The sequence below is a fragment of the Rothia kristinae genome, from assembly GCF_016028855.1.
Classification (GTDB): domain Bacteria; phylum Actinomycetota; class Actinomycetes; order Actinomycetales; family Micrococcaceae; genus Rothia; species Rothia kristinae.
The window spans coordinates 2,205,601-2,218,230 of sequence record NZ_CP065738.1 but is presented as its reverse complement, the minus strand read 5'-3'; the positions used below and the strand labels follow the sequence as shown (position 1 = coordinate 2,218,230).

Here is a 12,630-nt window from a genome sequence, read left to right as displayed (position 1 = left end):
CGCGCCCGGGCGAACACTTGCCCGGGCGCGGGGCTGTGCCGTATCCTTGACTGTCGGTGCTCATTGCGACCTTCCTCGACGGACCCGTCCTCCGGGTGCGTCCCACGTCCGGCGGCCACGTCCCCGGTGGTTGCGGTGCTCTGAGCAGAACCCCAGTACGTTGAATGTCGAGAGAAGTGAGTTCCCAAGTGGTGTACGCGATTGTCCGCGCTGGCGGCCGCCAGGAAAAGGTCTCCGTGGGAGACCTCGTTACCCTCGACCGCGTCGCCGGTGAGGCCGGCAGCACCATCGAGCTGCCCGTCCTGATGCTGGTGGACGGCGAGAAGGTCCAGGCGGACCCGAAGGCCCTCGCCTCCGCGAAGGTCACCGCCGAGAAGGTCGAGGACCTGCGCGGCCCGAAGATCGTCATCCAGAAGTACAAGAACAAGACGGGCTACAAGAAGCGCCAGGGCTTCCGCGCCGAGCTGACCCAGGTCAAGGTCACCGCGATCGACGCCTGATCGGCTCCGCTCACCCACCCGTCACCCCTACGAAGGCAGGCAGTAATGGCACACAAAAAAGGTGCAAGCTCCACCCGCAACGGCCGCGACTCCAACCCCCAGTACCTGGGCGTGAAGCGCTTCGGCGGCCAGTCCGTCAACGCCGGCGAGATCATCGTCCGCCAGCGCGGCACCCACTTCCACCCCGGTGAGAACGTCGGGCGCGGCGGGGACGACACCCTGTTCGCCCTGGCCGCCGGCCAGGTCGAGTTCGGTCGTCGCCGCGGCCGCAAGGTCGTCAACATCCTCGCCGCCGCGGAGTAGTTCTCCCCGCGAGGAGCACGGCTCGCACCGGGGGCCGCAACCAGCCGGTGACCATGCAGAAGAGGGCCTGCCTTCCCCTGACGGGAGAGCGGGCCCTCTTCTCGTCCATGACCTCCGGGGCCGATAGGATCGAAGGGCCCGCCGGAGTCCGGCGCCGCACCCCGCGGCGCCCCTCCCATCCGCTGACCGAAGGGGTTTTGCACGTGGCCGATTTCGTGGACCGGGTGGTCCTGCACGCCCGCGGAGGCGCCGGCGGCAACGGCTGCGTGTCCGTGCGCCGCGAGAAGTTCAAGCCCCTGGGCGGCCCCGACGGCGGCAACGGCGGCAACGGGGGAGACGTGATCCTGCGGGTGGACGGGCAGTCCACCACGCTGCTGGAATACCACCACTCGCCGCACCAGACCGCGCCCAAGGGCGACATCGGCCGCGGCGGGCTCTCCCACGGCACCCACGGGGCGGACCTGGTCCTGTCCGTGCCGCAGGGAACGGTCGTGAAGACCCGGGACGGGAAGGTGCTGGCGGACCTGGTGCGGATGGGCGATGAGTTCGTCGCCGCCCACGGCGGGCAGGGCGGGGCCGGCAACGCGGCCCTGGCCTCCCCGAAGCGCAAGGCCCCCGGCTTCGCCCTGCTGGGCATCGACGGCGAGGAGCGGGACCTCGTCCTGGAGCTGAAGTCCATCGCCGATGTCGCCCTGGTCGGGTACCCCTCGGCCGGCAAGTCCTCGCTGATCGCGGCGATGTCCGCGGCGCGCCCGAAGATCGCGGACTACCCGTTCACGACCCTGGTGCCCAACCTCGGGGTCGTGCAGGCCGGGGACACCCGCTTCACCGTGGCCGATGTGCCCGGGCTGATCGAGGGCGCCTCCGAGGGTCGGGGGCTGGGCCACCAGTTCCTGCGCCACGTGGAGCGCTGTGCGGCGATCGTGCACGTCATCGACTGCGCGACCCTGGAGCCGCGCCGGGACCCGATCTCGGACTTCGAGGTCATCGAGAAGGAGCTGGCCGGCTATTCCGTGGATCCCACGGCCGGCACCGCCACGCCCCTGGTGCAGCGCCCGCACCTGGTGGTCCTGAACAAGGTGGACGTCCCGGAGGCCAGGGAGCTGGCGGAGCTCGTGCGCCCCGAGCTGGAGGCCCGCGGGCTGCGGGTCTTCGAGGTTTCCACCGCCTCCCACGAGGGGTTGCGCGCCCTGGGCTTCGCGATGGCCGAGCTGGTGGCCGAGGCCCGGGCCGCGCAGGAGGATCAGGAGCAGGAGACGCAGGAGGCCCCGGCCGTGCTGCGCCCGCGGGCCGTGTCCCGCCGCCGCGGCGGGCGCGGGGAGTTCAGCATCCGCCGGGAGGAGCGCAACCTGGAGCCGCTGTTCCGGGTGCTCGGGGAGAAGCCCGAGCGGTGGATCAAGCAGACCGACTTCGCCAACGACGAGGCCGTGGGCTTCCTCGCGGACCGGCTGGCCAAGCTCGGCGTCGAGGACGAGCTATTCGCCCAGGGCGCGACCCCCGGGGACGCCGTGGTGATCGGGGAGGAGGCCGACGCCGTGGTCTTCGACTGGGAGCCGACGATGGTCGGCGGCGCGGAGCTGCTGTCCAGCCCGCGCGGCACCGACTCCAGGCTCGAGGAGATCATCCGCCCCACCCGCGCCGAGAAGCGGGAGGACTACCAGCAGCGCAAGGACGCGAAGGCCGCCGCGCGCGAGGAGCTGGAGGCCGAGCGCCTGGCCGGCAAGTGGACGGAGTCCGTGGACGCCGCCCGCGACCGGCGCGCCCGCCGTCGCGCCGAGGACGCCGACTGACCCCCGGCGACGACCCCACCGGGGCCGCTTCGACACCGTCCGTCTGATACCGACCCGCGATCGCCGTCCACGCAGAAGAGGAGAACCCATGCTCACCCCGTCCGCGTCCCTGTCCCGCGCCGAGATCCAGCGTTCGGCCGAGTCCCGGGGGAAGAACAGGATCAGCCCCATCGAGCGGCGGGAGGATCTGCCCAAGGCCAAGCGCATCGTCGTGAAGGTCGGCTCCTCCTCCCTGACCTCGATCGCCCACTCCCTGGACGAGCTGGCCGTCGCGACGATCGCGGACGTGCTGGCGAAGACCCACGGGCGCGGGGTGGAGGTCGTGTTCGTCTCCTCCGGGGCGATCGCGGCCGGGCTGGCCCCGCTGGGGCTGACCAAGCGGCCCAAGGACCTGGCCACCCAGCAGGCGGCGGCCGCCGTCGGGCAGTCCCTGATCATGACCCGCTACACCGAGATCTTCTCCCGCTACGACGTCACGATCTCCCAGGTGCTGGTCACCGCGGAGGACCTGATGCACCGCAGCCGCTACCACAACGTCCACCGTCAGCTGGAGAGGCTGCTGGACCTGAACGTGCTGCCCATCGTCAACGAGAACGACGCCGTGGCCACCCACGAGATCAAGTTCGGGGACAACGACCGGATCGCCGCACTCGTCGCACACACGATCAAGGCGGACGCGCTGCTGCTGCTGTCCGACGTGGATGCGCTGTACACCAAGCACCCGGCCGAGGGCGGGGAGCGGATCAGCACCGTGACGGACCCGGAGCGGGACCTGGAGGGCGTGGAGATCGGCACGATCGGACGCGCGGGGGTCGGCTCCGGGGGCATGGTCACCAAGGTGGAGGCCGCGAAGATCGCCTCCTCCTCCGGCATCCCCGCGCTGGTCACCTCCGCCGCCAACGCCGCCGCGGCCCTGGACGGGGCGGATGTGGGCACGTGGTTCCAGCCCACGGGTGGGCGCCGCTCGATCCGGCTGGTGTGGCTGTCCCAGCTGGCCAAGACCAAGGGCGCGGTGACCGTCGACGCCGGGGCGGAGCGGGCCGTGCGCCGGCGCACCTCCCTGCTGGCCGCCGGGATCACCGGGGTGGAGGGCATCTTCCGCCCGGGCGAGCCCATCGCGATCAAGGACCCGCAGGGGCGCACCTTCGCCCACGGGCTGGCCGCCTACTCCAGCCAGGACATCGAGCGGATCGCGGGGCTGGCCAGCGCGGCCGCGGAGGAGGAGCTGGGCGACGGGTTCGACGGCGTCGTCGTGCACGTGGACAACCTGGCCGTGCTGCGCCGCCGCTGAATCCGCCGCGCACCTTCGTTATCATCGGGTCCATGACCGACACCGATCGCAGCACTCCGTCCGTTCCGACCGTGCCCCGTGAGGTGCAGGAGGCCGTCGAGGCCATGGCCGATGACGCCCGCGCCGCCTCCCGGGTGCTGGCCACCGCGCACCGCTCCCACAAGGACACCGCCCTGCGCCGGATGGCCGAGGGGATCGACGCCGGGCGATCCGTGATCCTGGAGGCCAACGCCCGGGACCTGGCCCGCGGACGCGAGAAGGGCATGGCGGAGAACCTGCTGGACCGGCTCGCCCTGGATGATGCGCGCATCGACGCGCTGATCACGGCTCTGCACGAGCTGGCCGGGCAGACCGACCCGGTCGGGCAGATCATCGACGGGCAGACCCTGCCCAACGGGCTGCGGGTCTCCCGGATCCGGGTGCCGATGGGCGTGGTCGGCGCGATCTACGAGGCCCGCCCCAACGTCACCGTGGACATCGCGGGGCTGGCCGTGAAATCCGGCAACGCCGCGATGCTGCGCGGCGGCTCGGCCGCCCAGGAGACCAACACCGCCCTGGTCGGGATCCTGCGCGACGCCCTGGATGCCGCCGGGTTCCCGATGGATGCCGTGCAGTCCGTGGACGAGTACGGCCGAGACGGGGCCACCGCCCTGATGCTGGCCCGCGGCCGCGTGGACGTGCTGGTCCCGCGCGGCGGGCGCGGGCTGATCCAGTCCGTCGTGGCGAACGCCCGGGTGCCGGTGATCGAGACCGGGGAGGGCAACGTGCACATCTACCTGGGCGCCTCGGCCCCGGAGCAGATGGCCGTGGACCTGGTGGTGGACTCCAAGACCGACAAGCCCTCGGCCTGCAACTCCGCGGAGACCCTGCTCATCCAGGAGGGCGCCCCGGCCGCCGAGGCCGTGCTGCGCGGGCTGCTGGAGGCCGGGGTGCGCCTGCACGCCGACGAGGCCGCGGCCCGGCTGGCCGGCGGGCTCTCGGAGCAGGTGCTGGCAGCGCAGGACGGGGACTGGGCGGATGAGTCCCTGGCCCTGGAGATGTCCGTGCGGGTGGTCCCGGACATGGAGGAGGCGCTGCGCCACATCCAGCGGCACTCCACCGGGCACACCGAGCTGATCATCACCAATGACCTCGCCGAGGCCGACGAGTTCGTCTCCCGGGTGGATGCCGCCACGGTCATGGTCAACTCCTCCACCCGCTTCACCGACGGCGGCCAGCTGGGGCTGGGCGCCGAGGTGGGGATCTCCACGCAGAAGCTGCACGCCCGCGGGCCCATGGGCATGACGGAGCTGACCACGAGCAAGTGGGTCGTGCGGGGTCAGGGGCAGACCAGGGGCTAGACTGGCCTTCAGCATCCATCGCACACCGAACGCCGCGGCCGCGCCGGCCGCCGGAGAGGAGCAAGCGCCCATGAGCATCGCAGTCCTGGCCTCCACCGTGGCCGAGGAGCACGTGGTCAACGAGCTGCCCTTGGCGCCGCACTGGTTCGCCATCCTGTTCATGGTCGGCTTCATCGCGCTGGCCCTGATCTGCCACTCCTACAGCGGCCGCGGCGTCGTGCGCCCGGATTCCGCGCCGTCCGAGCTCAGCGAGGTTGAGCGGGAGTCCGTCGAGAAGTACGACGCCGAGTACCACCGGCACTGAGTCATGATCGATGGCGTCCCGCCCGCGCGGGGCGCCGTCGCGGGCAGGAGCGCATGAACCCCCAGCTGGAGACCTCCGGGCACACCACCCTGACCGTCCCGCCGCGCCGCCCCGGGCGGACCCGGCTGGGCGTGATGGGCGGGACCTTCGACCCGATCCACCACGGGCACCTGGTCGCGGCCAGCGAGGTCGCGGCGGTCTTCGACCTCGACGAGGTGGTCTTCGTGCCCACCGGCACGCCGTGGCAGAAAGCCGACCAGCGGGTGACCGAGGCGGAGCACCGGTACCTGATGACCGTGATCGCCACGGCGTCGAACCCCCGGTTCACGGTCTCCCGGGTGGACATCGACCGGCCCGGCCCCACCTACACCGTGGACACGCTGCGGGACCTGCACCAGCTGCGCCCGAACGCGGACCTGTTCTTCATCACCGGGGCGGATGCGATGGCGCAGATCCTGTCCTGGAAGGACGCCGCCCAGATGTGGGACCTGGCGTACTTCGTCGGGGTCACCCGACCCGGCCACGAGCTGGCCGCCCCGGAGCGTGCGGCCGGGGTGGGTCTGCTGGAGGTGCCGGCGATGGCGATCTCCTCGACCGACGTCCGGCGCCGCTCCGCGGACGGCAAGCCCGTATGGTACCTGGTCCCGGACGGCGTGGTGCAGTACATCAACAAGTACGAGCTCTACCACCGCGAGGACGTCACGGTGCCCGAGCGGGCCGGGCAGGGCCCCGATGAGCTGCCGGGATGCCGGGCGGATCCGGCGGCCCGGCCGGTAGAATCGCAGCCGAACGACGCCGTCCCCACACCGGCGGGGAGAACCGGAGCCCCCGAGGCCCCGGAGGGCAGCATCTCGTCAAGGAGTCAGCACTGAACGCGCAGCGCACCACCACGGACATCACCGCGGACCCGCAGAAGACGTTCGTGGCCGAGGACGGCCTGCAGGTCCCGCCCGCCCCGGAGGATCTGGGACCCCGGAGGCTGCGACGCTACCGCGAGCAGTACCTGGACCGCCTGCGCGGCAACGCCCCGGACCCCGAGACCCAGGGTGTTCCGGTGGTGCCGGTCATGGAGCCGGATGATCGGCTGCTGGAGTTCCAGCGGCGGTTCCAGGCGATCAGCGAGCAGGGCGAGTTCGTCCGACTCAGCGCGGATGAGGAGTTCGCGGCGATCGTCGGGGACCGCACCGCCACCACCTACCGGGACCGGGCCCTGCTGGAGGACGTGCAGCGCCAGATCCTCGGGGCCGGCCCGGGGACGGTCTCCGGCGGGATCGTCTCGGTGAACCCGGCGCACCTGTCGGGGCTGGGCAACACCGATTTCGCCGGCACCGTCTACGACGAGCGCCTGCTGGGCCCGCAGACCATGGGGATCCCGGTGATCACCGGGAGCACCCCGAGAGTGCAGGATGCCGATGCGGGGGCCGGTGTGGGGGCGTCGGCGGATGCCGACGACGCCGTGGCCGCCCCGGAGGAGACCGGGCCCGAGGAGACCTCCCCGGCGGAGTCCGCCGCCCAGGATGAGACCGCGGAGGGCGCCGCGCAGCCCGAGGACGCCCGTCCCGTGCGGGCGGTGGACGCCCACGGACTGGACCTGTCCGGGCTGGATGCGAAGGCCCCGGGCGGCACCGGCCGGGCCTGGCTGATCACCCTGATCCTGCTGGTGCTGGTGGCCGCCGTCGTGCTCGGCGTGATCTTCCTGATTCCGTAACCCCCCCCGCTCACCGTGCTCACCGCGACCGACCCGGCCCGCACCCACTGAACCGTCAGCGGACGGCCACCCGCCGCCGTCCCCACCGAAAGGACCTCCCATGACCGCAGCACCCGAGTCCGTGCAGGCCCTGCGCATCGCCGCGCGGGCCGCCGCCGACAAGCACGCCACTCAGCTCAACGCCTACGACGTCTCCGAGGCGATGGGCCTGATCGACGGCTTCCTGCTCGCCTCGGCCGCCAACGAGCGGCTGGTGGACGCGATCGTGGACGAGGTGGAGGATCAGCTGCGCGAGCAGGCCGGGATCAAGCCGGTGCGCCGGGAGGGCAAGGCCGAGGGCCGCTGGGTGCTCCTGGACTTCGGGGACATCGTGGTGCACGTGCAGCACGAGCAGGAACGGATCTTCTACGCCCTCGACCGGCTGTGGAGCGACGCCCCGCGGATCCCCCTGGGCGTGGAGGAGGAGCTGGCCGATCCCGAGCAGATGCCCGACAGCCCCGAACTGGCCCAGGATCCGGCTTCCTGAGCCGCGACGCCGGGCCCGCGGTGCGGGGTCCGCGGCATGGGGCGGCGCGGGTGTGACAGATCACCCTTCGCGGATTTGGCGCGGGGGAGACGGTCTGAGTACAGTAGATGAGTCGCCGCGAGGTGACACGGGATCGCGAGAGTGATCTTGGGGCTGTGGCGCAGCTGGTAGCGCATCTGCATGGCATGCAGAGGGTCAGGGGTTCGAGTCCCCTCAGCTCCACCAGTGAGGACGAGGGCCCTGCCGGAGGAATCCGGTGGGGCCCTCGTCGTGTGTCCGGGCGTCCTCGGCGTTCACCGCCGAAACCGCACCGATGTGCCGAGACCGCACAGACGCGCCGAGACCGCACCCGACGGGTACGGTCTCGGCAGTTTTGTGCGGTTTCGGCGACCGCGTGCGGTCTCGGCGCCGGACGATGGCGGCGCCCCGACCCGCGTCAGGCGTCGACGGCGGCGCGTCGCGGGTCGATCTGGTCCTCGGCCCCGGGCACCGGCTGCGCCGGGTCCGCACCGAGGGCGACCACCCGGTTCTCCCCGTCCACGTGCACCACCTGCGGCTCGTGCTCGGTCAGCTCCCGGGCATCGACCATCACGTAGGACATGATGATGACCAGATCCCCGGGATGCACCAGGTGGGCGGCCGCCCCGTTGATGCCGATCACCCCGGAGCCGGCGGGTCCCGCGATCGCGTAGGTCTGCAGGCGGGAGCCGTTGGTCACGTCCACCACCTGCACCTGCTCACCCTCCACGATCCCGGAGGCCTGCAGCAGGTCGGCGTCGATGGTGATGGATCCGACGTAGTGCAGATCCGCCTGCGTGACGGTGGCGCGGTGGATCTTCGCGCCCAGCACGGTGCGCAGCATGGTTCCTCCTGGAGAAGTGTGTGGGTACGGGGGCAGGAGACGGTCGGCGTTCGGCACGACGTCGCCCCCGGCGATGGCGCCCTCCCGAAGAAGCCGGGGCGGGGCGCGCCCGAATACTCTACTCCCCGCGGCCCAGGCTCAGGAGCCGGTCTCCAGCAGCAGCACCCCACCCACGATCAGGGCGATGCCCGCGGCCATCACTGCGTCCAGCGGCTCCTTGAACGCCACGCGGCTGACCACCGCGGTCAGGGCCACGCCGAGGGCCGCCCAGATCCCGTAGGCCATGCCCAGGGGCATACCCAGGTGCAGGGTCGCGCTCAGTGCGGTGAACGCCGCGATGTAGAGCAGGGCGGTGAGCGCGTACCAGGCCCGGCCCCGATCCACGGCCAGGCGCAGGCTCGAGGTGCCCGCGACCTCGCACACCACCGCCAGGATGAGCACGGTCCACGCCACCTACCTCACCCTCCCGTCCCGAGCGTCCCCGGCCGGGCCGACGTCGGCCCGCCCGACGTCGACCGAGCGCAGGGCCCGGCGGCGCACCCGCTGGGAGCCCAGCTCCACGCACAGCACACCGGCGATCACCAGCACGAGTCCCAGACCCATCCGCGGGGAGAGGGCCTCGCCGAAGATCGCCGCGGACGCCAGGGCCGTGAGCGCGACGCCGCCGGCGCCCCACAATCCGTAGGCCACGCCCAGCGCCATGCCGGCCCACAGCAGCAGCCCCAGCAGCACGAAGGCCAGCGTGTATCCCGCGACCGTCCAGGCGTACAGCCACGGAGCGCTCATCGCGGCCTTCAGGCTCAGCGAGGCCGAGACCTCCGCGAGGATCGCGGCGACCAGCAGCAGCGCGCGCTTCATCCGGGGCCCTCCTCTCGTGGGTCAGTTGGTGAAGACCATGTACAGGTTCAGGGTGGTCGCGTACGCGATCCACAGCAGGTACGGCACCAGCAGCCAGGCCGCAAGCCTCTGGACTGGCCGGAACGCGGCGAAGGTGCCCAGGGCGCAGGCCAGCAGCAGGAGGATGTCCAGGGCGGCCAGGATCAGCCCGGTGGTGCCCCAGTGGGTGTAGCCGTTGAAGAACAGCGGGGTCCAGAGGCTGTTGAGCACCAGCTGGACGACGTACAGGGTCAGGGCACGGCGTCGTCCGGGGCGCCCGTGCTCGCGCCACACCAGCCATGCGGCCACCCCGATGATCACGTACAGCACGGTCCACACCGGGCCGAACACGGAGTTCGGGGGAGTCCAGGGGGCTTTGTCGGCGTCGGCGTACCAGCCGTCCACGGCGGAGGCGCTGGCCAGGGAGCCGACCATGCCGACGGCCAGCGGGATGATGATCATCAGCGCCAGCACGATGACGGACGTGGCCTTCGCGGGCTGCTGTGCGGGGGTCTCGTGGTTCATGTCTTCCAGCATGTCAGAGGCGGGTCGCGCCGCAGGACGCGGAGGCGGCCCGTCGACGTCGCCCGGTCCCGGAGGGCGGACGCGGAGGGTAGACGCGGCGCGGATCTCCCGGAGGCTCGGCCGGCGCGCACCACCCTGGATCCGCCGAGTTGGACAGGCGGCCCGCAGCTGGTACAGTCTTCATCCGTTGGGGCTGTGGCGCAGCTGGTAGCGCATCTGCATGGCATGCAGAGGGTCAGGGGTTCGAGTCCCCTCAGCTCCACGATCGAAGATCCCGGATCATCCGCACGGATGGCCCGGGATCTTCTGCGTTGTACGGGGTCTACCGTGGGGGCATGAGCCAGCCGCAATCCTCCGATCCCGTCCTGTACCGCACCCGCGTGACCAACCGGGGCGGCATCCAGGGCACCGTCACCGCGGACGACGGCCTCAGCCTGCGCACCGGGCCGCCTGAGCGGACCTCGTCCGGCGCCAATCCCGAGCAGCTGCTGGGCATGGCCTGGTCCACCTGTCTCGCCGCGACCCTTGAAGCCGTCCTCTCTGATCAGGGACTCGATCCCGCGCAGCATCGGCCCGAGGTCTGCGTCGAGGTCGAGCTGCACCGGAATCCCGACGGCTCCTACCGCTTCGAACCCACCGCCGTCGTGGCCATTCCCGGGCTGCCCAATCAGGAGGTGCGGGAGCTGACCGCGCGGGCCCACCAGCGATGCCCGGTCTCCCGGCTGCTCACCGCCCAGGACGCGGTGCGGGTACCCGCGGTGGAGTCGGGTACCTGAGGGGCCCCGATCGCCAGGGGATCGACGGCGCGTGGGCAGCCTCTCCTCCGCGCGCACCCCTGCTGAGACCGTACAGATCGGCCGAGACCGTACAGACGTGCCGAGACCGGACCCGACGGGTGCGGTCTCGGCACGTTCGTACGGTCTGGGCGGCGATGTACGGTCTCGCGGGGCGTCAGGATCAGGTCGGCGGCAGCTCCCCGGCTCGGTCCGCCGCGCCGCGCAGCTCATTCCACCGGAAGACCGACACCGCGGTCCGGGAGGCCCCCGCGGTGGTCTCCCCGCGCCCGGCCCAGCGGTAGGTCACCTGGATCGCGGCGTCGTCGATGCGCTGGACCCGCGGGGCGAAGCCGTAGGCCCGCTCGGTGGCCGGCCCGATGAACTCGCCCCGGTGGAACAGCAGGATCTGATACGGGGAGGACCCCGTGGCACCCTGGATGCCCACCGTGATCCAGGACAGCTGCGCGCAGTCGCTGAAGCCGCCGGTGTCCGCCGTGGACGCATCCCACGCCCACCGCTCGCCATCGTCGAACTGCGGGACCTGGGGCAGGGCCGACTCCTGCGCCTGCTGCGCGGTCACCGAGGCGCAGGAGGCCTCGGCCGCGGTCGGATCATCCGTGGGCAGGGTGTCCCCGGTGTGGCCCGGTCCCGGGGCCAGGGTGGCCAGGGTGCTCGGCGCCGGCGCAGGCTCGGAAGGGGATGCCACCGGGGGAGAGGGGGCGGCGACCGACGACGACGCCGTCGACGACGTCACGGGGCTGCTCGTCGATGGATCGGCGTCGCTCCCGGGGGAGGTGCCGCAGCCGCTGAGCAGCAGCAGTCCGGCCAGGGCCAGGGGCGAGAGTCTCGAGGGGCGCATCTGCGGCACCTTCCTGGAGGAGGGGTTCTTCACCCCTGAAGTTAGCAGAGGTGAAGGACATCACACCATGGGTGACCTGCCGAGAATGCCATCCCACCGCATCCGAGCTTCGGCTCCTGTGATGGAATAGGGTGATGAGCACCACCACACCCGATCCCCGTGACCGGTCACCGCAGCCTGGGAAGGAGCAGGGGGAGCCCGCGGGCTTCCGCGTCCCCGCCGGGGACCCGTCGCTGCCGCTGGAGCGGGTGTGGCCCCCGTTCGGGCTGCGCCTGGAATCCCCGCGGCTGGTGCTGCGGCTGCTGCGCGACGCGGACCTGCCGGCCTACCTCGCCGCGACCACCGAGCCCATCGCCCACACCCGCAGCAATCCCTTCAGCAGCCCGTGGAACGAAGGGACCCCGGAGCAGAAGGCGCACGCCAGCTTCGCGTGGCTCTGGGAATGCCGATCCCGGATGGACCAGGCCGACCTGATGCTGCTGTTCGGCGTGTTCCTGAAGACCGACGCCGGTGAGGTGCTGATCGGGATGCAGGACGTGGGAGCCCGGGACTTCACCCTCCTGCACCAGGTGAGCACGGCGAGCTGGCTGGTCCGGGCCCACCAGGGCAAGGGCCTGGGACGGGAGATGCGCGAGGCCGTGCTGCTGTGGGCCTTCGACCACCTCGGCGCCCGGGCCGCATCCAGCGGCGCCTACGCCTGGAACGACGCCTCCCGGGCGGTCTCCGAGAAGCTCGGATACCGCCCCAACGGCACCCACCTGGTGCCCGACGCCCACGGGCGGCAGGCCGAGGAGGAGGTGCGCTACCGGGTGGCGGCCGAGGAGTTCGTGCGCCCCACCTGGGACCTGCGGGTCACCGGGCACCGGGAGTTCGCCGCCTACATCGGGATCGACTGACGCCGGTCCGGGCGGATCCGCCCCACCGCGCCCGCGGCGAATGCACCGCGCGGTGCGAGAACGGCGGTGAACGC

16 protein-coding genes and 2 tRNA genes are annotated in these 12,630 nt (G+C 71.9%); 13 read left to right on the top strand and 5 right to left on the bottom strand.

Annotation, left to right across the window (positions count from 1 at the left end; genetic code table 11):
* The first annotated feature begins 188 nt into the window (after nt 1–188).
* From rplU to I6G21_RS09730, 10 genes are all read left to right on the top strand, one after another.
* The gene (gene rplU / locus I6G21_RS09775) at nt 189–500 is read left to right on the top strand and encodes a 50S ribosomal protein L21 (protein ID WP_058730711.1); all 312 of its coding nucleotides are present in this window, start codon (nt 189–191) and stop codon (nt 498–500) included.
* 45 nt (nt 501–545) lie between these two features.
* Nucleotides 546–803, top strand: coding sequence for a 50S ribosomal protein L27 (rpmA, locus tag I6G21_RS09770; protein WP_058730710.1), 258 nt, complete (start codon nt 546–548; stop codon nt 801–803).
* A 203-nt stretch (nt 804–1,006) separates the two neighbouring features.
* Entirely contained in the window at nt 1,007–2,593 is a 1,587-nt protein-coding gene (gene obgE, locus I6G21_RS09765; protein ID WP_058730709.1) for a GTPase ObgE, read from the top strand.
* Nucleotides 2,594–2,681: 88 nt separating this feature from the next.
* A complete protein-coding gene (gene proB, locus I6G21_RS09760; protein ID WP_058730708.1) occupies nt 2,682–3,884 on the top strand; it encodes a glutamate 5-kinase in 1,203 nt (400 codons plus the stop codon).
* 32 nt (nt 3,885–3,916) lie between these two features.
* On the top strand, nt 3,917–5,224 hold the full coding sequence (locus I6G21_RS09755) for a glutamate-5-semialdehyde dehydrogenase (protein WP_058730707.1): 1,308 nt from the start codon (nt 3,917–3,919) through the stop codon (nt 5,222–5,224).
* A gap of 70 nt (nt 5,225–5,294) precedes the next feature.
* Complete coding sequence (locus I6G21_RS09750) at nt 5,295–5,528, top strand: hypothetical protein (RefSeq protein WP_058730706.1); 234 nt, start codon at nt 5,295–5,297, stop codon at nt 5,526–5,528.
* A gap of 53 nt (nt 5,529–5,581) precedes the next feature.
* Nucleotides 5,582–6,400: a nicotinate-nucleotide adenylyltransferase gene (gene nadD, locus I6G21_RS09745; RefSeq protein WP_081101631.1), complete on the top strand. Its 819-nt coding sequence runs from the start codon at nt 5,582–5,584 to the stop codon at nt 6,398–6,400.
* A gap of 50 nt (nt 6,401–6,450) precedes the next feature.
* The gene (locus I6G21_RS09740; RefSeq protein WP_061225659.1) at nt 6,451–7,236 is read left to right on the top strand and encodes a hypothetical protein; all 786 of its coding nucleotides are present in this window, start codon (nt 6,451–6,453) and stop codon (nt 7,234–7,236) included.
* Between the two features lie 100 nt (nt 7,237–7,336).
* On the top strand, nt 7,337–7,762 hold the full coding sequence (gene rsfS, locus I6G21_RS09735) for a ribosome silencing factor (protein WP_061225658.1): 426 nt from the start codon (nt 7,337–7,339) through the stop codon (nt 7,760–7,762).
* Between the two features lie 149 nt (nt 7,763–7,911).
* Nucleotides 7,912–7,987, top strand: a tRNA-Ala gene (locus I6G21_RS09730).
* Between the two features lie 211 nt (nt 7,988–8,198).
* Here the strand turns inward: I6G21_RS09730 and panD are convergent.
* The 4 genes from panD to I6G21_RS09710 form a co-directional block, all read right to left on the bottom strand.
* Nucleotides 8,199–8,624: an aspartate 1-decarboxylase gene (gene panD / locus I6G21_RS09725; protein ID WP_058730703.1), complete on the bottom strand. Its 426-nt coding sequence runs from the start codon at nt 8,622–8,624 to the stop codon at nt 8,199–8,201.
* Between the two features lie 138 nt (nt 8,625–8,762).
* Entirely contained in the window at nt 8,763–9,077 is a 315-nt protein-coding gene (locus I6G21_RS09720) for a DMT family transporter (RefSeq protein WP_061225657.1), read from the bottom strand.
* The gene (locus I6G21_RS09715) at nt 9,078–9,482 is read right to left on the bottom strand and encodes a DMT family transporter (RefSeq protein ID WP_061225656.1); all 405 of its coding nucleotides are present in this window, start codon (nt 9,480–9,482) and stop codon (nt 9,078–9,080) included.
* 21 nt (nt 9,483–9,503) lie between these two features.
* The gene (locus tag I6G21_RS09710) at nt 9,504–10,025 is read right to left on the bottom strand and encodes a TspO/MBR family protein (RefSeq protein ID WP_224799518.1); all 522 of its coding nucleotides are present in this window, start codon (nt 10,023–10,025) and stop codon (nt 9,504–9,506) included.
* A gap of 189 nt (nt 10,026–10,214) precedes the next feature.
* On the opposite strand from I6G21_RS09710, the gene I6G21_RS09705 reads away from it, so the two are divergent.
* Both I6G21_RS09705 and I6G21_RS09700 read left to right on the top strand, forming a co-directional pair.
* A tRNA-Ala gene (locus I6G21_RS09705) sits at nt 10,215–10,287 on the top strand.
* Between the two features lie 73 nt (nt 10,288–10,360).
* On the top strand, nt 10,361–10,801 hold the full coding sequence (locus I6G21_RS09700) for an OsmC family protein (protein ID WP_058730952.1): 441 nt from the start codon (nt 10,361–10,363) through the stop codon (nt 10,799–10,801).
* A 181-nt stretch (nt 10,802–10,982) separates the two neighbouring features.
* On the opposite strand, the gene I6G21_RS09695 is transcribed toward I6G21_RS09700, so the two are convergent.
* A complete protein-coding gene (locus I6G21_RS09695) occupies nt 10,983–11,660 on the bottom strand; it encodes an LppP/LprE family lipoprotein (protein ID WP_081101630.1) in 678 nt (225 codons plus the stop codon).
* Between the two features lie 134 nt (nt 11,661–11,794).
* Here I6G21_RS09695 and I6G21_RS09690 point away from each other — a divergent pair, with 134 nt between their 5' ends.
* A complete protein-coding gene (locus I6G21_RS09690; RefSeq protein WP_100462959.1) occupies nt 11,795–12,556 on the top strand; it encodes a GNAT family N-acetyltransferase in 762 nt (253 codons plus the stop codon).
* The last annotated feature ends 74 nt before the right edge of the window (nt 12,557–12,630 follow it).

Excerpts from the sequence above, each read along its gene's own strand:
- panD (WP_058730703.1), bottom strand. The coding sequence starts at position 8,624 with ATGCTGCGCACCGTGCTGGGCGCGAAGATCCACCGCGCCACCGTCACG.
- nadD (WP_081101631.1), top strand. The coding sequence starts at position 5,582 with ATGAACCCCCAGCTGGAGACCTCCGGGCACACCACCCTGACCGTCCCG.
- I6G21_RS09750 (WP_058730706.1), top strand. The coding sequence starts at position 5,295 with ATGAGCATCGCAGTCCTGGCCTCCACCGTGGCCGAGGAGCACGTGGTC.
- proB (WP_058730708.1), top strand. The coding sequence starts at position 2,682 with ATGCTCACCCCGTCCGCGTCCCTGTCCCGCGCCGAGATCCAGCGTTCG.
- I6G21_RS09755 (WP_058730707.1), top strand. The coding sequence starts at position 3,917 with ATGACCGACACCGATCGCAGCACTCCGTCCGTTCCGACCGTGCCCCGT.
- rsfS (WP_061225658.1), top strand. The coding sequence starts at position 7,337 with ATGACCGCAGCACCCGAGTCCGTGCAGGCCCTGCGCATCGCCGCGCGG.
- rpmA (WP_058730710.1), top strand. The coding sequence starts at position 546 with ATGGCACACAAAAAAGGTGCAAGCTCCACCCGCAACGGCCGCGACTCC.
- I6G21_RS09710 (WP_224799518.1), bottom strand. The coding sequence starts at position 10,025 with ATGAACCACGAGACCCCCGCACAGCAGCCCGCGAAGGCCACGTCCGTC.
- I6G21_RS09690 (WP_100462959.1), top strand. The coding sequence starts at position 11,795 with ATGAGCACCACCACACCCGATCCCCGTGACCGGTCACCGCAGCCTGGG.
- I6G21_RS09715 (WP_061225656.1), bottom strand. The coding sequence starts at position 9,482 with ATGAAGCGCGCGCTGCTGCTGGTCGCCGCGATCCTCGCGGAGGTCTCG.
- I6G21_RS09695 (WP_081101630.1), bottom strand. The coding sequence starts at position 11,660 with ATGCGCCCCTCGAGACTCTCGCCCCTGGCCCTGGCCGGACTGCTGCTG.
- I6G21_RS09700 (WP_058730952.1), top strand. The coding sequence starts at position 10,361 with ATGAGCCAGCCGCAATCCTCCGATCCCGTCCTGTACCGCACCCGCGTG.